Origin of the sequence: Novosphingobium sp. AP12 (assembly GCF_000281975.1) — a bacterium.
In the GTDB taxonomy this organism is placed as follows: domain Bacteria; phylum Pseudomonadota; class Alphaproteobacteria; order Sphingomonadales; family Sphingomonadaceae; genus Novosphingobium.
Genome location: NZ_AKKE01000098.1, coordinates 1 through 25,439 on the forward strand (window position 1 = coordinate 1; position 25,439 = coordinate 25,439).

Consider the following 25,439-nt stretch of genomic DNA (forward strand, 5'->3'; position numbering starts at 1 on the left):
GCGCCAGCCATAGGCTCGAGGATCAGGTAGACCTGGCTGGCGCCGGCGTTGCTGGCGGCGTCACGGATGGCTCGGCGCTCGACCGAGGTGGAGCCCGAGGGAACGCAGATCACGATCTCGGGATAGCGGAACAGGTTCTTCTTGCCGTGGACCTTGCGGATGAAGTGCTTGATCATCTCCTCCGCGATCTCGATGTCGGCGATGACGCCATCACGGAGCGGCCGGATGGCTTCGATGTTGTCCGGGGTCTTGCCCATCATCATCTTGGCGTCGTCACCGACGGCCTTGACCTTCTTCACGCCGTTCAGCGTTTCGATGGCAACGACGGACGGTTCATTCAGAACGATTCCGCGGTCCTGCACGTAGACTAGGGTGTTGGCCGTGCCCAGGTCGATCGCCATGTTCTGGGAGCCGAGTTTGAAGAATCGCGAGAAGACGCCGGCCATCTAAAATCCGTTTCTTGCCAATCGCTTGCCGAATGCACCTCGGAACCTGCGACAGGGTTTTTTGGGAGGGAGGGCACCCCTTAGCTCATCGATTCGGGAAAGGCCAAAATTTTGTGTCCTTTTCCGGGGGGTATCACGAGGTGCCCGTCTCGAATTCCCCGCGCTTCGTCGCTAGTTTGTGTGACAGCCGTCCCGTGGTGCGTTCCGCCTCGCCGTGCGCCATCAATCGAGTCACTCCATGCCCACGATCCGCCGCCTTCCAGAACACCTCGTCAACCGCATCGCAGCCGGCGAAGTGGTCGAAAGGCCGGCGTCTGCGCTCAAGGAACTCGTCGAGAACGCGATCGATGCCGGCTCGACGCAGGTGACTGTGCGCCTTGCCTCTGGCGGGCTCGACATGATCGAGGTCACCGACGACGGCTGCGGGATGAGGCCCGACGAGATCGCCCTGGCGCTGGAACGCCATGCCACGTCCAAGTTGCCCGACGAGCAGATCGAAATGGTCGCGACGCTCGGCTTTCGGGGGGAAGCGCTGCCGTCGATCGGATCGGTGGCACGTCTCACGATCGAAAGCCGTCCGCCCGATGCGGCGGAGGGCTGGAGGCGCGTGATCGACCACGGCCTCGTCGCCGCTGATGGACCCGCTGCGCTGCCTCAGGGTACGCGCATCCGGGTCGATGATTTGTTCGGTAAGGTGCCTGCGCGGCGCAAGTTCCTGCGTTCGCCCCGTTCGGAATATGCCGCATGCCTGGATGTCGTCCGCCGCCTGGCAATGGCACGCCCAGACATCGGATTCGTCATGGAGCAGGACGGGCGGCGGGTTCTGGCCGTGCAGCCGCGCGAGGAACTGGCGGCGCGCGTAGCCCGCCTCATCGCGCGCGAACTGGCCGACGACGGTGTGCTGATCGAGGCGGAGCGCGGAGCATCGCGTCTCACCGGTATCGCGGGCCTGCCGACCTACAACCGGGGCGTCGCCGATCACCAGTATCTTTTCGTCAACGGGCGCCCGGTGAAGGACCGGCTGCTCGTCGGCGCGGTGCGCGGGGCCTATTCGGATATGCTCGCACGCGACCGTCATGCGGTGCTGGCGCTGTTCCTGGACATTCCGCCCGAGGAGGTGGACGTCAACGTGCACCCCGCCAAGACCGAAGTACGCTTCCGCGACCCCGCCTTCGTGCGCGGCTTTCTGGTCGGTGCGCTGCGCCATGCGCTCGAGGGAGCCGGACAAAAAAGCGCGCAGCCCGCTGCATCGGCCGCGATGAACATGTGGCAGGTCGAGCCAGTTGCTCCCGCCGCTCCGTCGCTGGGTTCGCTGTTCGCGCGAGAATACGGCGGATCGTCGTCGCGCGTTTCTGAGGCGGGCACGGCGTGGCGATCTTACGAGGCCGAGGTCATGGCGCAGCCTGCCGCCCGGGCCGAGCCGGCTGCAGAGGCCGGCGAAGAAGCGCTGCGCTATCCGCTCGGCGTCGCGCGCGGGCAGGTGGCGGGAACCTACATCGTCGCCGAAGCGGAGGACGGCCTGGTAATCGTCGACCAGCACGCGGCGCACGAACGCCTCGTGCTCGAAAAGCTCAAGGCGGCTGGGGCGGAGGAAGCCATGAACCGCTCTCAGGCCCTGCTGCTGCCCGAGGTGGTCGAGCTTGAGGAAACCGCCTGCGACGCGGTGGAGGACAAGATCACCGATCTCGCGCGCCATGGGCTCGTGCTGGAACGCTTCGGACCTGCTGCGATGCTTGTCCGCGCGGTGCCCTCTGTCCTGCCGAAAAACGACGTGGCCGCGCTGGTGCGCGACGTCGCGGACGATCTTGCGCGCAATGGGGATGCGCTCCTCCTGGGCGAGAAACTCGACCTCGTGCTGGCGACGATGGCCTGCCATGGATCAGTTCGGGCGGGACGCTCGCTCTCGGTCGCCGAGATGAACGCCCTTCTTCGCGAAATGGAACGGACGCCGCGTTCGGGCCAATGCAACCATGGCCGCCCGACGTGGGTTAAGCTAGCCCATCAGGACATAGAAAAGCTTTTCGGGCGAAAGTGATGCGAAAGACGATTGTAGTGCTGACCGTGTTGGCTCTTCTGGCGGGTTGCGAGGATGAACCGGCTTCGCAGGAGGCGGCCGAACAGGCTTCGGAAAATGCGCGCGACGTGGCGATGGTCGAGCGGATGAGCAAAGAACCCTTCAAGCCGGTGCTGCCCGTGGTGATCACGGAAATGGACATCGAACGCTATGGCCTCGACAAGCCCGGCTGTGGGTTCCGCAAGGGCGCCCAGAAAGATCCTCTGTTCATCGCCGGCAAGGACGAGGCGTTCATGCGCGTCGGCGCCGACCTCAAGCGCTTGTCAGCGAAGGACGTGAGCGCGGAACTGCCGGGCGGGGCGCGCTCGACATATGTCGGTCTGGCGGGCTGGGTCGATGTGATGCGGCTGCCCGATGGAGGCACCGGTAGCGACGACATGCATTGGCCCGCCCGCCTGGTCGTGCACGACGCGCAGGAGCGGGTGGCGTACCAGGCGGACGGCTCTATGACCTGCAGCGTCTTCGAGCCATCTGGCGAACAAACGGGAAGCGACCCGGCGGGCTGATGCCGTGCCGGATCGCTTTGGGTCGAGGCTTAGCTTCCTAGCGAAAGCCGGGCGAACAGGGTGTAGCCCCAAGGATTGCGGCCATACACCGGATCCAGGGAGTCCGGCTTGGCATAAGCGTTGACGGACGCGCCGAGGGCCAGCGTGAACGGATCGAATTCGATCCGCCGGGCGTAGCCGGCCTGCAGCTTCGACACCCGGAAGGTTGCATCGTGCAGCGGGTCTTCGTGATCCGGGAAGAGTTCGTCATTGGCGACGTTCTCGGCCCGCGCGAACAGAGTGTTCGCATCGTCCAGGTCCCAGTTGGCTTCGGCGAGCCACGTGGTCAGCGTGCGGCCAGGCTCGCGATTTTTGCTGCTGAACGCTGCCATAGCGGAGAAACCGTCGTTGTCGGCATAGTGCGCCGACGCAGTGAAGCGATGCTCGTCCTCGCCGGGGTGCAGCGCTTCGGGTTCGTGGATCTGCCCGTAGCTGGCCTGGACTGCCCAGCGCGGGTTCGGCGTCCACGTGGCGCGGACGGACCAGGAATCGAGGCGCGGGGTTTCGATGTCCCAGCGGTCCTCATCGGGCTCGGCCCCTCGGAAGGCCGATGTTTCTAATTGCCATTTGTCGGTGGATAGTCCCGCTGTCACGACGCCGTAGGTGATGTGCGTCGGATCGAACCAGTGATGGCCGATCGGGGCTTCCGGATTGTAGCGAGACGAGCGGCGCATCATGAATGCGCTTGGCCCTAGCGCGGGCTCGCCGACCGGGCCACCATAGACGAATGCAGTGGCGCCGTCGCCGATATTGAAATCAACGCGTGCGGCAAGTTCCATGAACAGGTCGTGCGGATGTTGCCGATCGACCAGAGCTACGCCGCCGGCGGTCTCGCCCGTGGCGAAGAGGTTAGGATAGCCGCGGTTGCTCATCATCGGCTCGAGGCTGAGCATCGAGCGCAGTTGCACCTTGCCGAACCCAGTCTGGCGTTCTGCCATGAGCATCGCCATCGAAGTGACATAAGCCTTGTCATCACCGCGCGGGCCGGAATGGTCGGTGTACTGAGCGGATACGTAGCCATGCGCCATGAGCATCCAGTCGTCGGTCATGACGTGGAGGCCGTCCATGGCGCTATCGTAACTTGGCAGACGCGAGGTCCCGGATCCACTGGCGTGAGGGAGCAGCTGGCCTGCCCCCTGCGCCTGATGACCGTCCGGCATAGCGTGACCCATGGCGCCGTGGTCCATGGCACCATCACCCGTGTTCATTTCCATAGGCATCGACTGGTCTGATGTGCCCGGCGCGGGCTCGGCCGAGCCGTGACGATGAGCGGAGTGGTCCTGCGCCATGGCCGGCGCAGAGAATGTGGCCACGCACGCAAGCGCGGCCAGGACATGTCTTTCCATGATTCCTGAAAACCTGATTTTGAATGAACCTCTCGCATTCCAGAGAATGCGACGGCGCTGTGATCAGGTTCTGGGAGGCGGAGTGGCGGGCTCCAGCAAACCGGCGACGAGCGAGGCGTCGTTCGTCAGCGCATGGCGCGCAGGGGCAGGAGACAGCGACCGGAACTTCACTCGCGCGTCGATCGGCGGCGTGACACAGCCGATGCAGTCGTTGACGCCGGAGGTTTTTGCCGGTGCCTGCTGGCCATGCCCTTCATGGTGATGGGCCTGCGCCATCGGCGCGGGTGCGGCCATGGCGCAATGCCCCGTCATCGCCATCGCAGGCACCGACAGGCCGATAAGAAGGAGAAGAAGGAAAAGGCGCCGCAGCATCGGAAGGGCCTTAGCCCATCCCGGCGGGCCGGACCAGCATCCATAGCGCCATTGCCACCATGAACAGGTTCTCGAGTAGCGACACGAAGCCCAGGGGGACGCTCCCCGCTCCGCCGACGCAGGCGCATTTCAGTTCCCGCTTCTGGACGTAGACCGCGTAGTAGACCGACACCGCGCCGACACTGCCGATGAACAGGGCGATCGGCACCGACAGCCAGTGCAGCACGTCTGCGGCCATGAAGGCGCCCGCGAACCACTCCAGGAATGGATATGCGTAGGCGTATGGTACCCAGCGCCGCCCCAGAAGATCGTAGCCGAGGAACATCGTGGTGAAAGTCTCGAGATCCTGCAGTTTCAGCATGGCGAGGAGCAGCATCGAAACCGCGACGAACCATTCCCCTGCCTGCACCGTCACCGAGGTGCCCAGCGCGTCCCAGCTTGCTGCAAGCGCGATCACCGCGGCAGTCAGGAAAACGCAGATCACCGGAGCATACCCCGTGCCCTTGGCCTGATCGTCCAGGCCCAGGAAGCGGCGCAGGTCGGTGTTGCCGCCGATGCGCTGGCCGGCGATGAAGGTCTGCGGTGTGGTCTGGACCTGATGCCGGGCCTTGAAGGCGTCCACTTCCTCGCGCGTGGTGAGCCAGTGGTCTTCCACCTCGTAGCCTTTGCTTTCCAGCAAGTGCTTCGACTTCAACCCGAAAGGGCAGACGTGCTTTTCCATCACCATGCGATAGAGCACAGCCTTGCGGTTAGGATCGATCATCTTGACGTCGGCATGTCCCGGCAGAATTTCCCCGAGGCCGAAGTCCGGGTCGGCGTGGTGCAGGTTTGCGAAAACAGGCGCAGTTTCATCGACCATGTGGCCAACGCTCCTTGTCGCCTCCCACTGCATTAACGCACGTCGGCACACAAAGGTGCACGCACTTGCAACATACCGCCGCGCGTGAGGACCGGCCGCGCCGATCCCTGCGGCGGGCGTCGTCAGACGTTGAACTTGAAGTGCATCACATCGCCGTCGTGGACTACGTATTCCTTGCCTTCCTGGCGCAGCTTGCCAGCGTCCTTGGCAGCCGTTTCGCCGCCCAGCGACACGAAGTCGTCGTAGGCGATGGTTTCGGCGCGGATGAAGCCGCGCTGCATGTCCGAGTGGATCGTGCCGGCCGCCTCGGGTGCCTTGGCGCCCTTGTGGACAGTCCAGGCGCGTGCTTCCTTGGGGCCGACGGTGAAGAAGGTGAGCAGCTCGAGGAGTGCGTAGCCGGCGCGGATGATGCGTGCGAGTCCGGCTTCGGCAAGGCCCATTTCCTCAAGGAAGACTAGGCGATCCTCCATGTCCATGCCGGTCAGCTCCGACTCGATCGCAGCCGAGACGATCACGGCGCTCGCACCCTCGGCGGCGGCTTTCTCGAAGACCCGGGCGGAGAAGGCGTTGCCTTCCGATGCGGACTCTTCCTCGACATTGCAGACGTAGAGGACCGGCTTGGCGGTCAGCAACTGGGCCTGTGCGAAAACGCGCTCCTCGTCCTCGTCCTTCGGCTTGGTGAGGCGCGCGGGCTTGCCTTCGCGCAGCAGTTCCAGTGCCTGGCCGAGGACGGACGCGGTGATCTTGGCTTCCTTATCGCCCTGCGTGGCCTTCTTCTGGGCGGCGGGAACGCGCTTTTCCAGGCTTTCGAGGTCGGAGAGCAGCAGTTCGGTCTCGACCGTCTCGGCATCCGCGATGGGGTCGATCTTGTTGTCGACGTGCTGGATATCGTCGTTCTCGAAGCAGCGGAGGACGTGGATCACCGCATCGACTTCGCGGATGTTGCCGAGGAACTGGTTGCCGAGGCCCTCACCCTTGGAAGCGCCGCGCACGAGCCCCGCGATATCGACGAACGACAGCTGCGTCGGGATGATCTTGGCCGAGCCGGCGATCGCGGCCAGCTTGTCGAGGCGCGGGTCGGGGACGCCGACCTGCCCGACGTTGGGCTCGATCGTGCAGAACGGATAGTTCGCCGCCTGCGCCGCCTGCGTTTCGGTCAACGCGTTGAACAAGGTCGACTTGCCGACATTGGGAAGGCCCACGATCCCGCAACGAAAACCCATCGAACACTCCGAAAGCAAATTGTGGTCTGAAATGACCCTCGTGGCGCGCCCATAGCCGCACTGCCGGGACTTGACCAGTTCGCCGGGAAAGATGGGAGGAATGAGCGGTGCGGTTGACGGAAATTTCAGGGCTTGGGCGTAGGCGGGGGTGCATGACGCCATCGCTCCGCCTTGCCCTGCCGCTTGCCGCGCTGCTTGCATTGGCGGGCTGCGGGGAGAGTCCCGAGGCGCTGCTTGCCCGCGCGCGCGAAAGCTTTGCCGCCGAGAACTACCAGAAGGCACGGCTCGAGCTGTCCGAGGCTCTGCGTGAGCGGCCGTCCGACAGGGCGATGCTGGCGCTGCTGATCGACACGCACCTGAGGCTGGGCGATCCGGACGGTGCCGAAGGCGCAGTCAGGCGACTGGAGCGCGTGGGCGGCGCTGCGCCCGGCCGGATAAAGGCGGAGATCGCGCTGCTTCAAGGAGATGCGAAAGCGGCGCTGGCGCTATTGGGTAAGGACTCGTCGGTCGACGGCTGGCGTGTGCGGGCCGAGTCGCTTGTCGCGCTGGGAAGACCTGATTCTGCGCGTGACGCGTTCGAGAAAGGTATGGCGGCGGGCGGTGGTGCGCGGTTGGGCGCTGCTTATGGGCGCCTTCTGCTGCTGAATGATGATCTGCAGCGCGCGGCGTCGCTGCTCAAACGGATGGAAGCAATGGCGCCGGGCTCCTACGAGGCGCTTGTCATGGCGGGCGACCTTGCCACCGCGCAAGGGAACGACGATGCGGCTATCACCGCCTATCGCCATGCGATCCAGGTGTTTCCACGCCGGACCGCGCCGATGCTGGCGCTTGCCAACCAGTACGATGCGCTCGGCCGGGTCGAAGAGGCGGTGAAGCTCGTCGAACAGGCCGGGAAGATCGCTCCGACCGATCCCGAAGTCGAGGAACTGCGCTTTCAACTCCTGTCTGAGCAGGGCGAATGGGAGAAGATCAGGCGGGAGTTGCAGACCCGCGAATCCGACCTCGCGGCCGGTTCGGCGCTGAGCATGACTTATGGCGAGGCGCTCCTTCGGCTCGGTCATGCCCGGCAGGCGCTCGTGATCTTCCGCCGCGCCGCGCTCGTCAGTCCAGGCAATCGCTATGCAAGGCTGATGCTGGGCGAGGCGCACCTCGCGGCGGGCGACGCGCAGCGGGCATGGGCCACGCTCGCTCCGCTGGCCGAGACAACGCTCGCGCGCCCGGAGGTGCTGGAGCGCGCCGAGCAGGCGGCGAGCGCCATCGGTGCGCCAGAGGCTTCGGAACTGCGGGCGCGGCTCGATCCTGTGCGGCTCAAGGCGACAATGGCGTTGGTGGACCAGGGCGAAGCGGCATTGTCCGCCCGGAACTGGGCGGATGCTTCGTCGATCTATCAGCGATTGCTGGGGCGCAGGGAAGATCCCGAAGTTCTCCGGCGGCTCGCGCTGGCGGATAGTCGTCTCGGAAATGCGGATGCTGCCGTCAGGCATGCCGACCGCGCGCTGGAGCTCGGCGGCGATGATCCGGATTATCTCTACATGGCCGGCATGGTCCGCCTGGCCAGCGGTCGGAACCCGGGAGAGGCGCGGCGGCTCCTGGAAGCCGCGCTGGCCATGGACCCGCTGAACCCTGTCATCGCTCGCGAGCTTGGCAAGGCCAGAGCCGCCGCCGGTTGATACCGACGGCGGCTCCCAAGCTTGAAGGTTAGCCGCGCGCCTTGCGGCGACGGGCATAGGCGAGGCCGAGCAGACCGATGCCGAGCATGCCGAGCATGCCGGGCTCTGGAACCGCGGTACCGCCCGAGGAGCCGCCGGAGGTGCCGCCCGATGAGGACGTGGTGGTGCCGCCGGACGACGATGTCGTGCCGCCGGAAGTCGTCGTCGTGCCACCCGAGGTGCTGCTGCTGGTGGACGTGGTGCCGCCGCACAGCTTCTTGCCGGCCGAGTGGCCGCAGCCGCACGAATGCTTGTGGCCCCACGTCGCCTGTGCCGGTGCGCTCAGGCCGATAGTGGCGGCGGTGGTGAGCGAGATGGCGAGCAGCGTCTTGCGGAACATCGGTAGTCTTCCCCTATTTTAGCCGAGTTGGTTGACCGCCTATAAGCAACAGGCGTGCCAGGTCCCTAAAACAGCTGATATTGGGTCTGACCCCCAATGCTTCGGATGAGTTTTGTAAACTAACTCGACACAAACCGGCGTTCTCAGTCCTGCTGGCGCATCGCCACGTCGTTCATGAAACGGGTGTCGTCGCCGGCAGCCAAGCGGTCCGCTTCGGCGGCCACTGCGCCCAGCATTCCCGAGAGAGGGTCCATTTCGGCCTTGGCGTAGTTGCCGAGGACGTAGCCGGTAACGCGGTCCTTGTGGCCGGGGTGCCCGATGCCGAGGCGAACGCGGCGGAACTCGGCACCTAAGTGCTGGTCGATCGAGCGCAGGCCATTGTGTCCGGCATGGCCGCCGCCTTGCTTCACCTTCACCTTGAACGGCACGAGGTCGAGTTCGTCGTGGAAGACGGTGAGGGCGCCGACGTCCAGCTTGTAGAAGCGCATCGCCTCGCCCACGGAGCGGCCGCTCTCGTTCATGAAGGTCGCGGGCTTGAGCAGCAGGATCTTGTCGGTGCCGATGCGGCCTTCCTGGAGCCAGCCCTGGAACTTCTTCTGCACCGGCCCGAAACGGTGGATGTCCGCCAGCGCGTCAGCCACCATGAAGCCGACGTTGTGGCGGTTGAAGGCATATTGCGGGCCGGGGTTGCCCAGACCGACCCAAAGCTGCGTGGCCATTCAAGTCTCCGGCGCGGCTGCCCGCGCGATACCAAAAGAAAAGGCCCCTCCCGCGCGCCGGATTGCCGGGGCGGGAGGGGCCGTTTTCACGGACCGCCTGAGGCTTATTCGCCTTCGGCTGCCTCTTCGCCTTCCGAGCTGCTGCGCAGCGCCGAGGGCGTGGCGATCGTGGCGATCGTGAAGTCACGGTCGGTGATCGCGCTCTCGACGCCCTGGGGCAGCTTCACGTGGCTGAAGTGGATCGATTCGCCCAGGTCGAAGCCGGTCACGTCGATGGTGATCTCGTGCGGGATCTTCTCGGCGTCGCAGACCAGTTCGAGGTCGTGGCGAACGATGTTGAGCACGCCGCCGCGCTTCAGGCCCGGCGAGGCTTCTTCGTTCTCGAACACGACCGGCACGTTGACGTGCACGGTCGCGCCCTTGGCGACGCGCAGGAAGTCAGCGTGGAGCGGACGGTCGGAGACCGGGTGGAAAGCCACGTCCTTGGGCTGGGTACGGTACTTCTTGCCGCCGACTTCGATCTCGATGATCGAGTTGAAGAAGTGGCCGGTCATGAGCTGACGGGTCAGCTCCTTTTCCTCGAGGTGGATGGCAAGGGGTTCTTCCTTGCCGCCGTAAACAACAGCGGGGACGCGGCCATTACGACGCAGATCACGGGAGGCTCCCTTGCCAGCCCGTTCGCGCGTCTCGGCCGGCAGGTTAAGCGTATCGCTCATGGAACGTGCCTTTCGAAAAACTGGATTGAATTTCGGTGCGCCGTCGCTCATCGCCGCCGCACCGCCCGTCACGCCTCCAGGGATGACCATGACGGGAAGGCGCGGCCCTTATCCGCAAGGAGGCGAAAATGCAAGCCGGGATCGGCCTGCCGGGCTCTATTCGACGCGCGTGACGGTGAAGCCTTGCGCGGAGAGCATAGCTGGAAGCCCGTCGGGCCCAGCCATGTGAGCCGCTCCGACAGCGACGAACGGCTTCTGTGCTGATCGCACCGCCTGCGCGATCCGGGCGGTCCAGCGGCGGTTGCGGCCGGTGAACAGGACCTCGCGCAGTTCCGGGTCGGCAAGCAGGCCCGAGCGGGTTTCCTGCTCGATCGCGGCCATGTCGCCGGTGCGCCAGCTTTTCGCAAGGTCGCGTTCGGGCGCCGCGGCTTCGACGACCACGGCGGAGAGCAGGTCGCGCTGTTCGCTTTCCGGCAGCGCGTCGAACAGGCTGAGCTGCGCGGCGGCGCCTTCCAGTTCCACTACCGGCCGCTTGCCTGCAGCCGCGATCACGGAGCGGTCGACACCGTTGCGGGCGTCGTCGTCCTTTGCCCCGGCGCGCGCTAGTGTCAGCGCGGCGGCCCAGGTGTCGAGGCCCGCGAAGTCCCCGTCTGCGCGGCCTGCCTTTTTCAGGAGTGCCGTAAGGGCAGGGCGGTCGCTCGGGGCAATGCGCGCGGACAAGAGAGGCTCGCCTTCGCTCCGCGCCAGCCGGGCGAACGTCGCGGCAACTTCGGCTTCGTCGGCGAGGTTGCCGACCTCCACCATAATCGCCCCGGCCTGATCGAATGCCGCGCCGACCTTTGGCGTACGCCATTCGAGCGGACGGTCGGAGGAATGGATGGTGCCGAAGAGCCAGCCCGTGTGGCCATGTCCATCCTCGACGCGCCACAGCGCCGGATCGGCATTGCGCGGCGTGGGCGAGCAGGCGGAGAGAACAAGCAGCAGTGTGCCAAGAAGAAGAGCCGGGCGGCGCATGACCTTACTGCACTCGCGTCGAGGCGACGCCCTCGGCGGCGAGCTGGTCCTGCACGCTGCCTACTCCCGCGAGGTGCCCGGCACCCACCGCGACGAACACGGTACCCGGCTTTTTCAGCCGCTCCTTGAGCCATTTCGCCCAGGCCACGTTGCGGTCGGTAATGAGGACCTTGCGCATCTGCGGATCGCTCTCGTCCTCGTTGAGGAGCTGGGCAAGGTGGTCCGCGTCGCCCGATTTCCAGGCGGTGACCATGGCGTCGATGTCGCTGCGGACGGTGGGCAAAGCCTCGACCACTTCGCCGAGATAGGTGCGCTGCGTTTCCTCGGGCAGCTTGTCGAACAGGTCTATCTGGTATTCGGCGGTCTCGAACGCGTGATTTGCCATGTGCCGCGCCCTTGCGCGGGCCGATACCTGCGCATCGATGCCGCTCTCGGTATTGTACCCCGCCTTCTGAAGGGGAACCAGCGTGAGCAGCAGCGCCGCAAACCAGGTGTCGTTCTTGTCGAACGCCTGCGGCGGCAGGCCGAGCGAAGCCATGGCGCCATCGTATGCCCGGCGCTGCGCGGGCGAAAGCGTCTCCCGCAGGGTTTTACCATCATCGCGCAAGCTCTTGGCTGCGAGGACGTCCTGCGATTCGCTGGGGTCATCTATCGGGATCTCGGTCACCAGTTCCTGCGCTCCGTCGAAGGCCGAGGCGACCGGGCCGGCGTACCAGCGCACGTCCTCGGGCAGGACGTGGATCGTGCCGAAAAGCCAGATCGTCGTATCCTCGTCGGCGACCTTCCAGAGCGCCGGGCGGACTGGCGGCGCCGCCGCAGCCACCGGCGCCTGGGCCCTTGCGGATGCTGTCGCCGGGGTCAGCGATACCAGCGCGCAGGCGGCAGCGCCCAGCAGCGAGCGGGACCATGATCGGAAGGAGGGCATGGAAGTCCTGTGGAAGGGGAGGAGCAAATGCGGGAGTGGCTGGCGGCAGTAGCGCCGGGCGCAGCTCTATGCACCATATGATGTGGGGGATGAACACAATCGTGGCGCCACGTGGCCCGCGCCGCCTGCCGCTTTGTGCGGTTGATTTGGGCTCCCCGATCCGCCAAAGGCTGCCTGCCTAGACATTCACGGAAACACGATGACCCCCGCGCCAAAGGCTGACGAGCAGCCGCTCAGCTTCCAGGACATGATCCTGACGCTCCACGATTTCTGGAGCAAGCAGGGGTGCCTCATCCTGCAGCCTTACGACATGCGCATGGGCGCGGGCACGTTCCACCCCGCGACCACGCTGCGCGCGCTCGGCCCGGAGCCGTGGAAGGCCGCCTACGTCCAACCCTCGCGCCGCCCGACCGACGGGCGTTACGGCGAGAACCCGAACCGGCTGCAGCACTACTATCAGTACCAGGTGATCCTGAAGCCCAACCCCGAGAACCTGCAGGAACTCTACCTGCAGAGCCTCGCCGCGATCGGCGTCGATCCGCTGGCGCACGACATCCGCTTCGTCGAGGATGACTGGGAAAGCCCCACGCTGGGCGCCTGGGGGCTGGGCTGGGAAATCTGGTGCGACGGCATGGAAGTTACGCAGTTCACCTACTTCCAGCAGGTTGGTGGGTTCGACTGCAAGCCGGTCGCTGGCGAACTGACCTACGGTCTCGAGCGTCTCGCCATGTACATTCAGGGCGTCGACTGGGTCTACGACCTGCGCTTCAACAACGAGGGCGTGAGCTACGGCGACGTGTTCCTCGCCAACGAGCAGCAGCAGTCGAAGTACAACTTCGAGATCGCCGACACCGACGCGCTGTTCGCCGGCTTCAAGGCCGCCGAGGCCGAGTGCATGCGCTGCATCGACGCGCAGATCCCGCTCGCCGCCTACGACCAGGCGATCGAGGCCAGCCACCTGTTCAACCTGCTGCAGGCACGCGGCGTGATCTCGGTGCAGGAGCGCGCCAGCTACATGGCCCGTGTGCGCGACCTCGCCAAGGGATCGTGCCAAGCCTGGATCGACACCAACAAGGACAAGTGGGAAGCCAAGTTCCCCGGGTGGACCGTATGACCGACTTCCTTCTCGAACTGCGCTGCGAGGAAATTCCCGCCCGTATGCAGGCCGGCGCGCGCGCCGATCTGGAAAAGCTGTTCCGCAAGGAGATGGGCGCGGCCGGCGTCGTGCTCGGTCAGGTCACCGTATGGTCGACCCCGCGCCGCCTCGCGCTGATCGCCAATGGCCTTGCCGAGACGACCGAAGCCGTCAGCGAGGAGACCAAGGGCCCCGCCACCACCGCGCCCCAACAGGCCCTTGAAGGGTTCCTGCGCAAGACAGGCCTGACCAAGGACCAACTCGAAGTTCGTGACCTCAAGGGCAAGGACACGTACTTCGCGGTCATCGAGAAGCCAGGCCGCGCCGTTCGCGACGTGCTGGCCGAGGCGATTCCGGCGATCGTCCGTGCCTTCCCCTGGCCCAAGTCGCAGCGCTGGGGCGCTGCCTCGATCAGCACCGAATCGCTGCGCTGGGTGCGCCCGCTGTCGGGCATTGTCGCGATTCTGGGCGAGGACCTCGTCGAGTGCGAGGTCGGCGGCATCCGTTCGGGCTACGCCACCAAGGGCCACCGCTTCCACGCGCCCGGCGACATCACCATCGGCGGCGCGGACGACTATGCCGCCAAGCTATCGGCCTGCCACGTTATTGTCGATCACGCCGAACGCCAGGAACTGATCCGCGACGAGGCTCGTAACGCCGCTGCCGCTGCGGGCCTGACGCTGGTCGAGGACGAGGGGCTGGTGATCGAGAACGCCGGCCTCACCGAATGGCCGGTGCCGCTTCTCGGCCGCTTCGACGAGGCGTTCCTTGAAGTGCCTCCCGAGGTCATCCAGCTCACCGCGCGCGTGAACCAGAAGTATTTCGTCTGCGAGAACGCTGCTGGCAAGCTCGCCAACGCCTTCGTCTGCACCGCCAACATCGACGCTGTGGACGGCGGCGAGGGGATCGTCGCGGGCAACCGCAAAGTCCTCGCGGCGCGGCTGTCCGACGCCCGCTTCTTCTGGGAACAGGACAAGAAGACCGCGCTCTCCGTGCACGCCGAAAAGCTGGGCCGCATCACTTTCCACGAAAGGCTGGGCACCGTCGCCGACAAGGTCGAGCGCGTAGCCAAGCTGGCCCGCTGGCTGGTCGAGGAAGGTATCGTCAAGGGCGCCGACGCCGACCAGGCCGAACTCGCCGCGCGCCTGTGCAAGGCGGACCTCGTCACCGAGATGGTCGGCGAGTTCCCCGAACTTCAGGGCCTCATGGGCGGCTACTACGCCCGCGCCGAGGGCCTGCCCGACGCCGTCGCCGACGCCATCCGCGACCACTACAAACCGGTCGGTCAGGGCGACGAGGTGCCGACTGCGCCGGTGACGGTGGCGGTTTCGCTGGCGGACAAGCTGGATACGTTGGCGGGCTTCTTTTCTATTGAAGAGCGACCGACAGGCTCGAAGGATCCCTTCGCGTTGCGCAGGGCGGCGCTGGCGATCATTCGATTGATCTTAGAGAACAAGCTTAGGGTCAATCTTGAAAATGTAATTGTCGAGGCTGGTTTCCGTCAGCCGTTCGCACGGCAGATTGACCCGACGATCGCTGCAAATCGTACGTTCGCTCAATTAAGTCGGTTCATGAGAATGGGCGCTGATGCGGCAGTCCAGTTCTACCAAGTCGCTCGAAAAGGCGCGGACACGGCTGCAGTCGAACAAGCCCAGAAAAATACCGAAAAACTCTACAATTTTAGCGCCCAAATCCTCGACTTCTTCGCTGACCGCCTCAAGGTCCAGCAGCGCGAAGCCGGCGTCCGCCACGATCTGATCGACGCGGTGTTCGCGCTCGGCGGGGAGGACAATCTGGTCCGCCTGCTCGCCCGCGTTCACGCGCTGCAGGCGTTCGTCGCGACCGAGGACGGCGCCAACTTGCTCGCCGGCTACAAGCGCGCCGCCAACATCCTTCGCAAGGAGGACTGGAAGGCCGACGCCATCGAGCCGACCGGCGACGAGGACCCGCTCGAAAACGTCGACGATCCCGACATGATGCACGTCTACGCCGTCGCCCGCGAAGCCCGCGAGCAGCTTTCCCACGAGCCCGAGCCCGCGGAAAAGGCACTCATCGACGCGCTCGATGCTGCGGAACCTCGGGCTGCCGACGCAGTTGCAGCAGAGGACTTCGCAGCCGCAATGTCCGCACTTGCAATGCTGCGCGCGCCGATCGACGCGTTCTTCGACGAGGTTACGGTCAACGACGCCGATTCCGGCAAACGATATTCACGGCTTGCACTGCTTGCCCGATTCCGTGTTGCAGTGCACAATGTGGCAGATTTCTCGCGGATCGAGGGGTAGGAGGATTCCCCCTCGGTCCGTTCAACTTGCGCAAATCCTGTACAGGAAAGTTAGGGGATAGATGATCAGGCAGGTCTACACGTTCGGTGGCGGGGTGAAGCATGAAGACCCCCGTTCGCGCGACAAGGTGATCACTGGTGGCAAGGGCGCGAACCTTGCCGAAATGGCCGGCATCGGCCTGCCGGTGCCCCCGGGCTTCACCATCACCACCGAGGAGTGCGTGAAGTATCTCGCCGAGGGCGCGAACTTCTCCGACCAGCTGCGCGCCGATGCCGCCGAAGCGCTCGGCCACATCGAGAAGACCGTGGGCAAGAAGCTCGGCGACGCCGCCGACCCGCTGCTCGTCTCGGTCCGCTCGGGCGCGCGCGTCTCGATGCCGGGCATGATGGACACGGTCCTCAACCTCGGCCTCAACGACGAGACCGTGGAGGGTCTCGCCAAGACGTCGGGCGACGAGCGTTTCGCCTGGGATTCCTACCGCCGCTTCATTCAGATGTATTCGGACGTCGTCCTGGGCGTCGAGCACCATCTCTTCGAGGAAGCGCTCGAGATCGCCAAGGAAGACAACGGCTACGACAACGACGTCGAGATGTCGGCCGCCGACTGGCGCAAGATCGTCACCCAGTACAAGGCCATCGTTGACAGCGAACTCGGCCGCGCCTTCCCGCAGGACGTGCAGGAACAGCTCTGGGGCGCCATCCAGGCGGTGTTCGACAGCTGGGATTCGGACCGCGCCAAGGTCTACCGCCGCCTCAACGACATCCCCGGTGACTGGGGCACGGCCGTCAACGTGCAGGCCATGGTCTTCGGCAACATGGGCGATACCTCGGCTACTGGCGTCGCCTTTACCCGCGACCCCGCGACCGGCGAGAAGGCCTACTACGGCGAATGGCTGGTCAACGCGCAGGGCGAGGACGTCGTCGCCGGCATCCGCACCCCGCAGTACCTGACCAAGGCCGCGCGCGAGCGGGCCGGCGCCAAGCCGCTGTCGATGGAAGAGTCGATGCCCGATGCCTACGGCGAGCTGGCCGCGGTGTTCGAGCTGCTTGAAAAGCACTACCGCGACATGCAGGACATCGAGTTCACCGTCGAACGCGGCAAGCTGTGGATGCTGCAGACCCGCTCGGGCAAGCGCACCGCCAAGGCCGCGCTCAAGATGGCGGTCGACATGGTGGAAGAAGGTCTCATCGATGAGGCCACCGCGATCCGCCGCATCGACCCGATGGCGCTCGACCAGCTGCTGCACCCCACGCTCGACCCCAAGGCTTCGCGCGACGTGCTCGGCAAGGGCCTGCCTGCTTCGCCGGGCGCGGCTTCGGGTGCGATCGTGCTCGACGCCGATACCGCCGAGAAGCGCGCCGAACGCGGCGATGCCGTCGTCTTGGTGCGCGTGGAGACCTCGCCCGAGGACATCCACGGCATGCACGCGGCGAAGGGCATCCTGACCGCGCGCGGCGGCGTGACCAGCCATGCGGCCGTCGTGGCTCGGGGCATGGGCCGTCCCTGCGTTTCAGGCGCATCGGGCCTCTCGATCGACATGAAGACCCGCACTCTGCGCATGGGCAGCCGCGAGCTGAAGGAGGGTGACATCATCACCCTCGACGGTTCGACCGGCGAGATCATGTCCGGCCTCGTGCCCACCATCGAGCCCGAGCTGGCCGGCGACTTCGCGACGCTTATGGTCTGGGCCGACAAGCACCGCCGCATGAAGGTGCGCACCAACGCCGAAACGCCCGCGGACTGCAAGATGGCACGCCAGTTCGGGGCCGAGGGCATCGGCCTGTGCCGTACCGAGCACATGTTCTTCGACGCGGGCCGCATCTCGGCCGTGCGCCAGATGATCCTTGCCGAGGACGAGGGTGGTCGCCGCGCCGCTCTCGCCAAGCTACTGCCGGAGCAGCGCGCGGACTTCCAGTCGATCTTCGAGGTGATGGCGGGCCTGCCCGTCACCATCCGCCTGCTCGACCCGCCGCTTCACGAGTTCCTGCCGCACAGCGACGCGGAATTCGCCGAGCTTTCGGACACCATCGGCATCGGCGTGGACACGCTCAGGCGCCGGGCCGACGAACTCCACGAGTTCAACCCGATGCTCGGGCATCGCGGCTGCCGCCTCGGCATCACCTTCCCGGAAATCTACGAGATGCAGGCGCGCGCCATCTTCGAGGCCGCCTGTGACGTCGCAGCGGCTTCGGGCGAGGCGATCGTGCCGGAAGTCATGATCCCACTCGTCGCCACCAGGCGCGAGCTGCAGATCCTGCGCAAGCTGGTGGACGAGACCGCCGCCAAGGTCTTCGCCGAGAAGGGCCGGACGCTCGAGTATCTGGTTGGTACCATGATCGAACTGCCGCGCGCAGCGCTGATGGCGGGTGAGATCGCCGAGGAGGCCAAGTTCTTCTCGTTCGGCACCAACGACCTGACGCAGACCACGCTGGGCGTTTCGCGCGACGATGCTGCGCGTTTCCTCAGCCCCTACGTCGAGAAGGGCATCTACCCGCGCGATCCGTTCGTCAGCCTCGACATCGAGGGTGTCGGGCAGCTCGTGCAGCTTGCCGCTGAGCGCGGCCGCGCCACCTATGCCGAAATCAAGCTGGGCATCTGCGGGGAGCATGGCGGCGATCCGGCCTCGATCGCGTTCTGCGAGAAGGTCGGCCTGGATTACGTCAGCGCCTCGCCCTACCGCGTGCCGATCGCCCGTCTTGCGGCGGCCCAGGCAGCGCTGGGATGATTATCTATCGGGATGGAAACTCAGCGTTTCCAGCCCGATAGGGTCAATATCTCGAACCGCTCTACCGTGCGGCCGCCTTCACCGGCGGCCGCAAACGCGTCGTGCGCGCGCGCCAACGCCGACTTGCCGAGCACCGGGTTCGGGTCCGCCAGAACATTCGTCAGCGCCTGAGCGCGCAGGTCTCCGAGGAGCCGGTCGAGGCTTCGGAAGCCAACGTTCATCGGGCGCTGGTCGATCACCGGATCGGCGAACAAGGTGCGCTGGAGCAGCTGCCCGCCGGCGCGCACGTCGACCGAGGGGTGAATGCGCGGGGCAGGGCGCTCGCCGTCCGCCGCCAGCATGACGTCGCGCAAGGCTGGAAGGCTGCCCGAGGACAGGAAACTGGCGATCATCATGCCGCCGGGGTTCAGCGCCTTGCGGATGTGGACGAGGGCGCCGGGCAGGTCGTTGACGGTATCGAGCGTGCCGAGGCTGGCAATGAAGTCGAAGCCTTCGACGGAGAAGGGCTGTTCCTCGACGAATCCATCGGCGGGTTCGGCTTCGGTAACGGTGACGCCTCGGGCCTTAAGTTCGCGGGCGAGGGCGCCGGAGTAATCGCCGATGACAAGGGCGGTCTTCGGCTCGAAGCGCAGGAACGAGAGGCGTTCGAGCACGTCCTCTACCATGTCGTCGATCAGGTAACGCGCCGCGTCAGGTCGCTGCTGCAGGGCCAGCATGCGCCGGCGCGCGGCGATGCGGCGGTGGGGAGAGAAGATGCGGGGGGGAGCCTTGCTTGCCATGCGCCTCCCCTGCCGCGTCGGTTAAAACCTTGCAACTGCCGTTGTGGCTCTCCCGCGCGCCGATAGGATCGCGGCATGTCCATCGGCCAGGTCCTGCTGCCGCTCATCGACCTCATCTTTCCGCCGCGTTGTCCGCTGTGCGGGGAAGGCATCGGCGCGCAGACGGGGATGTGCATGACATGTTGGGGAACACTGGCGATCCCGGGCGAGCCGGCCTGTGTCACCTGCGGCCGTCCGTTCGGTGATTCGATGCCGGCGGGCGCAACTTGCGCGCCATGCTTTGCCTATCCGCCGCGCCATGCCGGAATCGCCGCGGGTACGCTCTACAACAATACCTCGCGCAAACTGGTGCTGGCGTTCAAGCACGGCGGCCGGCTGGGGCTGGCGCCGATGATGGCGGGGCTTATCGTATCCAAGCTCGCCTTCGTGGACAGGGAATGGATCGTTGTCCCGGTGCCGCTCCACCGCTGGCGGCTGTGGAAGCGGGGCTACAACCAGGCGGCGGAACTGGGGCGGGAACTGGCGCGGCGCACCGGCGCGCGGCTCTGCGTCGACGGGCTGCAGCGCCGCAAGCCTACGCCGTCGCTCGGCGGACTGGGGAAGCTGGCGCGCAAGCGTGCTCTGTCGGGCGTGATCGGGGTGCGATCCGGACGCAAGGCATTTCTCAAGGGCGCCAAGGTCGTGCTGGTGGACGACGTGCTCACGAGCGGCGCGACCACTAACGCCTGCGTTTCGGTACTCAGGCGGGCGGGGGCAGAACGCGTGGTGATCGCCTGTTTCGCCCGGGTCCTGGACGAGGCGCTGGACGCGACGTGAGCTCCCTTGTTTGACGCGGAAGGAAGGAGGTCCAAATTGGCTAGGCCGGGCGAGGACGCACAAACGAAAACGCCCGGAACCTGGGTTCCGGGCGTCCTCGTGACGAAACTGTTTGGGCCCTGCTTTCGCAGTTCGGCTGCGCCCCTGAACACGCCTGGCCCGATCCCTCATGATCGCATTCCCTGAACCGTGGCGCTTTCCTGGTCAGGTTCGTGTCTTTTCAGACACTTGCCTGTGAGCGACCTGTGGGTCAGTAGCAGCCCCCCAGCTGCAAGGACAAAGTCCATCGAATCGCTGTTTTTTGAAAGAGGATTCGGCGGGTAATATGGATTTTGACGGTGTGCTGTGGTTATCGTGCAACAATTGTTAAGCCGCAGGCCGGCGATGGGAAATGTATGATATGTCAGATGTAGCCGCTGCCGAGCGCGAATTGGGAACGACGTTCCTGCCCCGCTTCGATGCGCAAGGGCTGTTGATCGCCATTGCCGTCGATTCGCAGACGCGCGACATCCTCATGGTCGCGTATATGGATGCAGAGGCTTTGGAGAAGACGCGCGAGACGCGCCTCGCGCACTTCCACTCCCGCTCCCGCGGGAAGTTGTGGCTCAAGGGCGAGACTTCAGGGCATTTGCTGCGAGTCGAAGAAATCCGCGTGGATTGCGACCAGGATGCGCTGCAACTGATCGTGCGACCCGAAGGCCCGGCGTGCCATACCGGAGCGCGGAGTTGCTTCTACCGCCGCATCGAGGACGAGGGACTGGAGCGGATCGAGAGCTAGCTAGAGCGGACCGTGTGCGTTTGCCGTTGCCGGCGGACATTTCATCTGTCCGAGCGTCAGCATTCCAGCACTTCGTCGAAGAGCGAAAGCATGGCAGCCCAGGACTGGCGGTCGGCGCTGGCGTCGTAGCCCAGCGCAGCCATACCGCGCGCGTCGCTGCCGGGGTCGGTGAAGCCGTGGCGCACGCCGCTGTAGGCGTGGAAGTGCCAGTGCGCGCCGGCGCGATCCATTTCATCCCAGAAGGCGATGACCTGCTCTCGCGGGGCGAGGGGATCAGCGTCGCCGTGGCAGACGAGGATGCGCGCCTTCACCGCGCCGGGCTGCGCCGGAAGCTCGGTAGAAAGGATGCCGTGGAAGCTGACGACGGCCAGCAGGTCCTGCCCGTCGCGCGCGGCTTCCAGCACGGCCTGGCCGCCCATGCAGTAGCCGATCGCCAGCATCGGCAGGCCCGCCGCCTCGGGCAGCGCGCGCAGGGTGGCGAGGGCGGCGGCGATTCGGGCGCGGTAATGCCCGAAGTCGGCGCGCAGCGCCTCCGCCAGTGGGCGCGAGGCTTCGAAGCTGGGGACCGGCTCGCCGTAGAAGTCTGCGACCAGCGCAAGATAGCCGAGCTCCGCCAGCATCCGCGCCCGCCGCTCCATCGCCGCGTTGGCATTGACGATGGTCGGCAGGACGAGGACGGCGGCCTTCGCCTGACCCTCCGGCCGGGCGAGCCAGCCCGTGAGGGCGGTCTCGCCGTGCGTATAGGCGACCGGTTCGAGCGTCATTCGGGCAGGAAGTCCGGGACCGAGAGGTAACGCTCACCGGTGTCGTAGTTGAAGCCGAGGACGCGGCTGCCTGCGGGCAGTTCCTTCAGCTTCTGGGCAATGGCGGCGAGCGTCGCGCCCGAGCTGATGCCCACCAGCATGCCCTCTACCGTGGCGCTGCGGCGCGCCCAGTCCTTGGCGTCGGCCGGGTCGACCTGGATGGCGCCGTCGATCGCCTTGGTGTGGAGGTTGCCGGGGATGAAGCCGGCACCGATGCCCTGGATCGGGTGCGGACCGGGCTGCCCGCCCGAGATGACTGGCGAGAGCGTGGGCTCGACCGCATAGGCCTTGAGCTCGGGCCACGAGGCCTTGAGCGTCTCGGCGCAGCCGGTGAGGTGGCCGCCGGTGCCAACGCCGGTGATCAGCACGTCGATCGGGGTATCGGCGAAGTCGGTGAGGATTTCCTGCGCGGTGGTCGTCACGTGGATGTCGATGTTAGCGGGATTGTCGAACTGCTGGGGCATCCACGAACCGGGAGTGGCCTCGATCAGTTCGCGGGCCCGCTCGATCGCGCCCTTCATGCCCTTTTCGCGCGGGGTGAGGTCGAACTGCGCACCGTAGGCGAGCATCAGGCGGCGCCGCTCGATCGACATCGATTCGGGCATGACGAGAACCAGCTTGTAGCCCTTCACCGCCGCCGCCATGGCGAGGCCGATGCCGGTGTTGCCCGAGGTCGGCTCGATGATGGTGCCGCCGGGCTGGAGGCTGCCGTCCGCTTCCGCCGCCTCGATCATGGCGAGACCGATGCGGTCCTTGATCGAGCCGCCGGGGTTGGCGCGCTCTGCCTTCACCCAGACCTCGTGGTCGGGGAACAGCCGGGACAGCCGGATGTGCGGGGTGTTGCCGATCGTGGCGAGGATGCTGTCGGCCTTCATGGTTTCTGCTCCCAACGGGGTTCGAAGGTGCGGGCCCGGCGGATTTCCGGGAAGAGCCAGGCCCAGGCAAGGGTGATGACTATGGCAGCGCTGCCGCCGAAAACAACCGCTCCGGTGGCGCCGAGGAGCGCGGCGGCGAAGCCGGACTGCAATTCGCCCAGCTCGTTCGAGGCTGAGATGGCAAGCCCCGAGATGGCGGAAACCCGCCCGCGCACGTCGTCGGGCGTGCGCAGCTGGACGAGCGAACTGCGGATGAAGACGGAGATCATGTCCGCCGCTCCCAGGAACGCCAGGAAGACGAGCGAGAGCAGGAAATGGCGCGAAAGGCCGAAGCCCACGGTCATCGCTCCGTAGCCAACGACTGCGACCAGCATCTTGACGCCGACGTTGGACTTGAGCGGCCTGAACGAGAGCCACAGCGCCACGATGGCGGCGCCCGCGGCGGTTGCCGCGCGCATCTGGCCAAGGCCCTCCGGCCCGACATGCAGGATGTCGCGCGCGAAGACCGGCATCAGCGCGGTGGCGCCGCCGAGCAGGACCGCGAAGAGGTCAAGCGTCAGGCAACCGAGCAGGAACCGCTCGCGCGAGACGAACTGGAAGCCCTCGACGATCTGCCGGATCGGATGCGCCTTGCGCGCGTCGGGGCGCGGCGGCGGCAGGTTGCGGATCGACTGGATCGCGATCGAGGCGCCCAGCGTGAACACCGCCGAGGACCAGTAGGGCAGGGCGTGGTCGGCGGCGAACAGGAAGCCGTAGGCGGCGGGGCCGATGATGGTCCCCGCCTGCATCGCGATAGAGTTGAAGCCGATCGCGCGCGGGATCAGCCGGGGCGGCACGATGTTGGGCGCGATCGCCGCCATCGAGGGGCTGATGAATACGCGCACGGTGCCGTGCAGAACGGCGAAGACGTAGAGCACCGGCAGGCTGCGCAGTTCCATGGCGGTGGTGACGCCGAGGCCGATCGCCACGCCCATGTCGAGCAGCGAGGCGATGCCGGCGACCTTGCGGCGGTCGAACCGGTCGGCCAGCACGCCCGCCACGGGGGTCAGCAGGAAGACCGGCAGGAACTGCGCAAAGCCGAGCAGGCCGAGTTGGAAGGCGGCCTCGGGGATCGACATGGCATAGTCGGTCCGGGCGATGTCGTAGAGCTGGTAGCCGATGATGACCACCGTGCCGGTCGTGGCCAGGACCGCGAAGAAGCGGGCCAGCCAGAACCGGCGGTAGTCGGCGATGCCCAGCGGCGAAGTGGGCTCTGCCAAGGGTGGGGGCGCGGGCGGGGAAGGGGGGAGACTCACGCCGTGCTGAATGGCAGCGCGGTCCCCCCTTGCCAAGATGCCCTGCGTTTTTAGATCAGTAGGTGAACTTCGCGGTAAGGCGCACGTCGCGCCCGGCGATCGGCACGAAGTCGCGGGTGAACGAGGCTGAGCGGCGACCGACGACGTCGAACAGGTTGTCCGCCGCCAGCATCAGGGTGACCGGGCCTTCCGCGCCCATCGGGTGCCAGTCAGCGCTGAGGTTGACGAGGGTGAAGGCCGAGGTCGGGTTCTCGTAGTCGCCGACGCGGTCCTGCTTGGCGTTCCACTCGACCTCGCCGCGCAGGCGCACGTCGCCCAGCGTCACCGCGCTGCCGCCGCGCAAGCGAAGCGGCGGGATGCGGGGGACCGGTCCGTAGCCCTTGATCTGGGCATGGGTGTAGTCGGCCGCGCCGTCGAAACGCAGTTCGCCGCTGGACCAGGCCAAAGCCTGGAAGCTGCCCGCCGCCTCGAAGCCCTTGAAGCGCGCCTGGACGCCCGTGTACTGGTAGACCGGCTGGCCTTCCTGCTCCTCGCCGGTCGCGAGCGGGGCGATGTAGTTGTCGAAGTCGGTGAGGTAGCCTGTCAGCGAGAAGTCGAGCGTCGGCGTGTTATACCGCGCGTAAGCCTCGAATCCGTTGCTCTTTTCGATGCCCAGGGTGCGATCGCCCACTTCGTAGGACTGGGTAGCGACGTGGATGCCGTCGCTCAGCAGTTCCTCGGGCGAAGGCGCGCGCTCGCCGTGGACGAAGTTGGCGCCGAGGTTGAAGCCGTTGTCGGACTTCCAGCTTGCGCCCACCGCACCGGACCACAGGTCGAACGACTTGTCGAAGGCAGCGCCGCGCGACTGGACGTGCGAGCTGTCGTAGCGGCCCGAGGCGTCGAGGGAAAAGCCGCTGCCCACTTCCAGCGACTGCAGCGTGAAGACGCCGATGCGGGCGATCTCGTAATCCGGGACGACCGCCTCGGGGCCTGTGACGGTAAGCTGGCGCCACAGGTACTGCACGCCGCTGCGGCCACGCCAGCCGCCATGGTTGGCCTGAACGAGGTCGGCGCGGGTTTCGATGCCCTGACCCTCGAACACGGTGCCGACTTCGTCGCCCTCGAACTCGGTATGCTTGTAGTCGGCAAAGGCGCTGCGGACCTGGACGCTGTCCAGGAAGCCGGAGAGCTTGAGTTCGCCGCGCAGGTCGAAGCGGTCCTGACGCAGGCCGATGGTCACCGGACCCTCGCCGTGATCGTGGCCTTCTTCGGCGCCTTCTTCCCCATGGCCGTGGCCGGTCTCGGGGCGTTCGGGCGCACCGTACTTGCTGTCGTAGTGCTGGTACGAGATGCCGAGGCTGCCGCCGGCGTCGATGAAGGCCAGGCCGGCGCCGATGGTGGAGGTGCGCGCGGCGGAGTTGGGAAGGGTTCCCGAGCGTCCGGCCTCGTCGGTGAGTTCCGCAGCTTCCGCCGTTTCGCCATCCTCCGCAAGGTGCTCAGCGGCGTGGAGCATGTCGCCGCGCAGGGCTTTCGAATAGATGTGCCCGCCGGTGCGCAGGTCGTCGCTCTTGCGCCAGGATGCGTCGACGTGGGCGACGAAGCGCTCACCCAGCGGTGCATCGATGGCGCCGCTCACGGCTCGCTCGTCGGCCGCCGTGGCGTAGCTGCCGATACCAGTGGCGGG

23 protein-coding genes are annotated in these 25,439 nt (G+C 66.1%); 8 read left to right on the forward strand and 15 right to left on the reverse strand.

The annotated features are described in order from the left end of the window. On the reverse strand, positions 1-446 hold a 446-nt coding region (locus PMI02_RS14800; RefSeq protein WP_007684148.1), incomplete at its 3' end, for a rod shape-determining protein. A 238-nt stretch (positions 447-684) separates the two neighbouring features. Between PMI02_RS14800 and mutL the strand changes: the two genes are divergently transcribed. Together mutL and PMI02_RS14810 are read left to right on the forward strand one after the other, a co-directional pair. Beyond that, positions 685-2,481, forward strand: coding sequence for a DNA mismatch repair endonuclease MutL (mutL, locus tag PMI02_RS14805; protein ID WP_007684150.1), 1,797 nt, complete (start codon positions 685-687; stop codon positions 2,479-2,481). Continuing rightward, positions 2,481-3,026, forward strand: coding sequence for a hypothetical protein (locus PMI02_RS14810; RefSeq protein ID WP_007684153.1), 546 nt, complete (start codon positions 2,481-2,483; stop codon positions 3,024-3,026). The genes mutL and PMI02_RS14810 overlap by 1 nt, the downstream gene beginning before the upstream one ends. A gap of 29 nt (positions 3,027-3,055) precedes the next feature. On the opposite strand, the gene PMI02_RS14815 is transcribed toward PMI02_RS14810, so the two are convergent. The 4 genes from PMI02_RS14815 to ychF form a co-directional block, all read right to left on the reverse strand. Continuing rightward, the gene (locus tag PMI02_RS14815) at positions 3,056-4,114 is read right to left on the reverse strand and encodes a hypothetical protein (RefSeq protein ID WP_238539081.1); all 1,059 of its coding nucleotides are present in this window, start codon (positions 4,112-4,114) and stop codon (positions 3,056-3,058) included. Positions 4,115-4,474: 360 nt separating this feature from the next. Continuing rightward, positions 4,475-4,783 carry a hypothetical protein gene (locus PMI02_RS14820; protein ID WP_007684157.1) on the reverse strand — a complete coding sequence of 103 codons (309 nt, stop codon included), beginning with the start codon at positions 4,781-4,783 and terminating at the stop codon, positions 4,475-4,477. A gap of 10 nt (positions 4,784-4,793) precedes the next feature. After that, positions 4,794-5,546, reverse strand: coding sequence for a MauE/DoxX family redox-associated membrane protein (locus PMI02_RS14825; RefSeq protein ID WP_036503994.1), 753 nt, complete (start codon positions 5,544-5,546; stop codon positions 4,794-4,796). A gap of 218 nt (positions 5,547-5,764) precedes the next feature. After that, positions 5,765-6,865, reverse strand: coding sequence for a redox-regulated ATPase YchF (gene ychF / locus PMI02_RS14830; RefSeq protein ID WP_007684161.1), 1,101 nt, complete (start codon positions 6,863-6,865; stop codon positions 5,765-5,767). A 152-nt stretch (positions 6,866-7,017) separates the two neighbouring features. On the opposite strand from ychF, the gene PMI02_RS14835 reads away from it, so the two are divergent. After that, positions 7,018-8,535 carry a tetratricopeptide repeat protein gene (locus tag PMI02_RS14835; RefSeq protein WP_007684163.1) on the forward strand — a complete coding sequence of 506 codons (1,518 nt, stop codon included), beginning with the start codon at positions 7,018-7,020 and terminating at the stop codon, positions 8,533-8,535. Positions 8,536-8,563: 28 nt separating this feature from the next. Here PMI02_RS14835 and PMI02_RS14840 read toward each other — a convergent pair whose 3' ends face one another. From PMI02_RS14840 to PMI02_RS14860, 5 genes are all read right to left on the reverse strand, one after another. Next, a complete protein-coding gene (locus PMI02_RS14840; protein WP_007684164.1) occupies positions 8,564-8,914 on the reverse strand; it encodes a PEP-CTERM sorting domain-containing protein in 351 nt (116 codons plus the stop codon). Positions 8,915-9,057: 143 nt separating this feature from the next. Continuing rightward, complete coding sequence (gene pth / locus PMI02_RS14845; protein WP_007684166.1) at positions 9,058-9,633, reverse strand: aminoacyl-tRNA hydrolase; 576 nt, start codon at positions 9,631-9,633, stop codon at positions 9,058-9,060. Between the two features lie 104 nt (positions 9,634-9,737). Next, positions 9,738-10,349 carry a 50S ribosomal protein L25/general stress protein Ctc gene (locus PMI02_RS14850; protein WP_007684167.1) on the reverse strand — a complete coding sequence of 204 codons (612 nt, stop codon included), beginning with the start codon at positions 10,347-10,349 and terminating at the stop codon, positions 9,738-9,740. Positions 10,350-10,505: 156 nt separating this feature from the next. Continuing rightward, positions 10,506-11,363 (reverse strand): TraB/GumN family protein, encoded by an 858-nt coding sequence (locus PMI02_RS14855; protein ID WP_007684168.1) that lies wholly within the window; start codon positions 11,361-11,363, stop codon positions 10,506-10,508. Between the two features lie 4 nt (positions 11,364-11,367). Continuing rightward, positions 11,368-12,288, reverse strand: a complete 921-nt coding sequence (locus PMI02_RS14860; RefSeq protein ID WP_007684169.1) for a TraB/GumN family protein — start codon at positions 12,286-12,288, stop codon at positions 11,368-11,370. Between the two features lie 199 nt (positions 12,289-12,487). Here PMI02_RS14860 and PMI02_RS14865 point away from each other — a divergent pair, with 199 nt between their 5' ends. The 3 genes from PMI02_RS14865 to ppdK all read left to right on the forward strand — a co-directional run bounded on the left by PMI02_RS14865 (position 12,488) and on the right by ppdK (position 18,430). Further along, the gene (locus tag PMI02_RS14865) at positions 12,488-13,402 is read left to right on the forward strand and encodes a glycine--tRNA ligase subunit alpha (protein ID WP_007684170.1); all 915 of its coding nucleotides are present in this window, start codon (positions 12,488-12,490) and stop codon (positions 13,400-13,402) included. Then, positions 13,399-15,705: a glycine--tRNA ligase subunit beta gene (gene glyS, locus PMI02_RS14870; RefSeq protein WP_007684171.1), complete on the forward strand. Its 2,307-nt coding sequence runs from the start codon at positions 13,399-13,401 to the stop codon at positions 15,703-15,705. Before PMI02_RS14865 ends, glyS begins: the two co-directional genes overlap by 4 nt. Before the next feature lie 61 nt (positions 15,706-15,766). Continuing rightward, positions 15,767-18,430 carry a pyruvate, phosphate dikinase gene (gene ppdK, locus PMI02_RS14875; protein ID WP_007684172.1) on the forward strand — a complete coding sequence of 888 codons (2,664 nt, stop codon included), beginning with the start codon at positions 15,767-15,769 and terminating at the stop codon, positions 18,428-18,430. 20 nt (positions 18,431-18,450) lie between these two features. Here ppdK and PMI02_RS14880 read toward each other — a convergent pair whose 3' ends face one another. Continuing rightward, positions 18,451-19,209 carry a methyltransferase domain-containing protein gene (locus PMI02_RS14880; protein ID WP_007684173.1) on the reverse strand — a complete coding sequence of 253 codons (759 nt, stop codon included), beginning with the start codon at positions 19,207-19,209 and terminating at the stop codon, positions 18,451-18,453. A gap of 75 nt (positions 19,210-19,284) precedes the next feature. On the opposite strand from PMI02_RS14880, the gene PMI02_RS14885 reads away from it, so the two are divergent. After that, a complete protein-coding gene (locus tag PMI02_RS14885; RefSeq protein ID WP_007684174.1) occupies positions 19,285-20,025 on the forward strand; it encodes a ComF family protein in 741 nt (246 codons plus the stop codon). Positions 20,026-20,425: 400 nt separating this feature from the next. Beyond that, positions 20,426-20,803 carry a phosphoribosyl-AMP cyclohydrolase gene (gene hisI / locus PMI02_RS14890; RefSeq protein ID WP_007684175.1) on the forward strand — a complete coding sequence of 126 codons (378 nt, stop codon included), beginning with the start codon at positions 20,426-20,428 and terminating at the stop codon, positions 20,801-20,803. A gap of 56 nt (positions 20,804-20,859) precedes the next feature. On the opposite strand, the gene PMI02_RS14895 is transcribed toward hisI, so the two are convergent. The 4 genes from PMI02_RS14895 to PMI02_RS14910 form a co-directional block, all read right to left on the reverse strand. Then, positions 20,860-21,567 (reverse strand): dienelactone hydrolase family protein, encoded by a 708-nt coding sequence (locus PMI02_RS14895; protein ID WP_007684176.1) that lies wholly within the window; start codon positions 21,565-21,567, stop codon positions 20,860-20,862. Further along, on the reverse strand, positions 21,564-22,481 hold the full coding sequence (cysK, locus tag PMI02_RS14900; RefSeq protein WP_007684177.1) for a cysteine synthase A: 918 nt from the start codon (positions 22,479-22,481) through the stop codon (positions 21,564-21,566). Before cysK ends, PMI02_RS14895 begins: the two co-directional genes overlap by 4 nt. Then, positions 22,478-23,740 carry an MFS transporter gene (locus tag PMI02_RS14905; protein WP_036503987.1) on the reverse strand — a complete coding sequence of 421 codons (1,263 nt, stop codon included), beginning with the start codon at positions 23,738-23,740 and terminating at the stop codon, positions 22,478-22,480. Before PMI02_RS14905 ends, cysK begins: the two co-directional genes overlap by 4 nt. 91 nt (positions 23,741-23,831) lie before the next feature. Then, the coding region (locus PMI02_RS14910; RefSeq protein ID WP_007684180.1) for a TonB-dependent receptor at positions 23,832-25,439 on the reverse strand (1,608 nt) is incomplete at its 5' end.

What these genes read in the sequence shown, in the direction of transcription:
- PMI02_RS14815 (WP_238539081.1), bottom strand. Translation starts at nt 4,114, where the DNA reads ATGACCGACGACTGGATGCTCATGGCGCATGGCTACGTATCCGCTCAG.
- PMI02_RS14820 (WP_007684157.1), bottom strand. Translation starts at nt 4,783, where the DNA reads ATGCTGCGGCGCCTTTTCCTTCTTCTCCTTCTTATCGGCCTGTCGGTG.
- mutL (WP_007684150.1), top strand. Translation starts at nt 685, where the DNA reads ATGCCCACGATCCGCCGCCTTCCAGAACACCTCGTCAACCGCATCGCA.
- PMI02_RS14885 (WP_007684174.1), top strand. Translation starts at nt 19,285, where the DNA reads ATGTCCATCGGCCAGGTCCTGCTGCCGCTCATCGACCTCATCTTTCCG.
- ppdK (WP_007684172.1), top strand. Translation starts at nt 15,767, where the DNA reads ATGATCAGGCAGGTCTACACGTTCGGTGGCGGGGTGAAGCATGAAGAC.
- PMI02_RS14860 (WP_007684169.1), bottom strand. Translation starts at nt 12,288, where the DNA reads ATGCCCTCCTTCCGATCATGGTCCCGCTCGCTGCTGGGCGCTGCCGCC.
- PMI02_RS14825 (WP_036503994.1), bottom strand. Translation starts at nt 5,546, where the DNA reads ATGATCGATCCTAACCGCAAGGCTGTGCTCTATCGCATGGTGATGGAA.
- PMI02_RS14810 (WP_007684153.1), top strand. Translation starts at nt 2,481, where the DNA reads ATGCGAAAGACGATTGTAGTGCTGACCGTGTTGGCTCTTCTGGCGGGT.
- glyS (WP_007684171.1), top strand. Translation starts at nt 13,399, where the DNA reads ATGACCGACTTCCTTCTCGAACTGCGCTGCGAGGAAATTCCCGCCCGT.
- PMI02_RS14855 (WP_007684168.1), bottom strand. Translation starts at nt 11,363, where the DNA reads ATGCGCCGCCCGGCTCTTCTTCTTGGCACACTGCTGCTTGTTCTCTCC.
- PMI02_RS14850 (WP_007684167.1), bottom strand. Translation starts at nt 10,349, where the DNA reads ATGAGCGATACGCTTAACCTGCCGGCCGAGACGCGCGAACGGGCTGGC.
- pth (WP_007684166.1), bottom strand. Translation starts at nt 9,633, where the DNA reads ATGGCCACGCAGCTTTGGGTCGGTCTGGGCAACCCCGGCCCGCAATAT.
- PMI02_RS14840 (WP_007684164.1), bottom strand. Translation starts at nt 8,914, where the DNA reads ATGTTCCGCAAGACGCTGCTCGCCATCTCGCTCACCACCGCCGCCACT.
- PMI02_RS14865 (WP_007684170.1), top strand. Translation starts at nt 12,488, where the DNA reads ATGACCCCCGCGCCAAAGGCTGACGAGCAGCCGCTCAGCTTCCAGGAC.
- hisI (WP_007684175.1), top strand. Translation starts at nt 20,426, where the DNA reads ATGTCAGATGTAGCCGCTGCCGAGCGCGAATTGGGAACGACGTTCCTG.
- PMI02_RS14895 (WP_007684176.1), bottom strand. Translation starts at nt 21,567, where the DNA reads ATGACGCTCGAACCGGTCGCCTATACGCACGGCGAGACCGCCCTCACG.
- PMI02_RS14880 (WP_007684173.1), bottom strand. Translation starts at nt 19,209, where the DNA reads ATGGCAAGCAAGGCTCCCCCCCGCATCTTCTCTCCCCACCGCCGCATC.
- ychF (WP_007684161.1), bottom strand. Translation starts at nt 6,865, where the DNA reads ATGGGTTTTCGTTGCGGGATCGTGGGCCTTCCCAATGTCGGCAAGTCG.
- cysK (WP_007684177.1), bottom strand. Translation starts at nt 22,481, where the DNA reads ATGAAGGCCGACAGCATCCTCGCCACGATCGGCAACACCCCGCACATC.
- PMI02_RS14835 (WP_007684163.1), top strand. Translation starts at nt 7,018, where the DNA reads ATGACGCCATCGCTCCGCCTTGCCCTGCCGCTTGCCGCGCTGCTTGCA.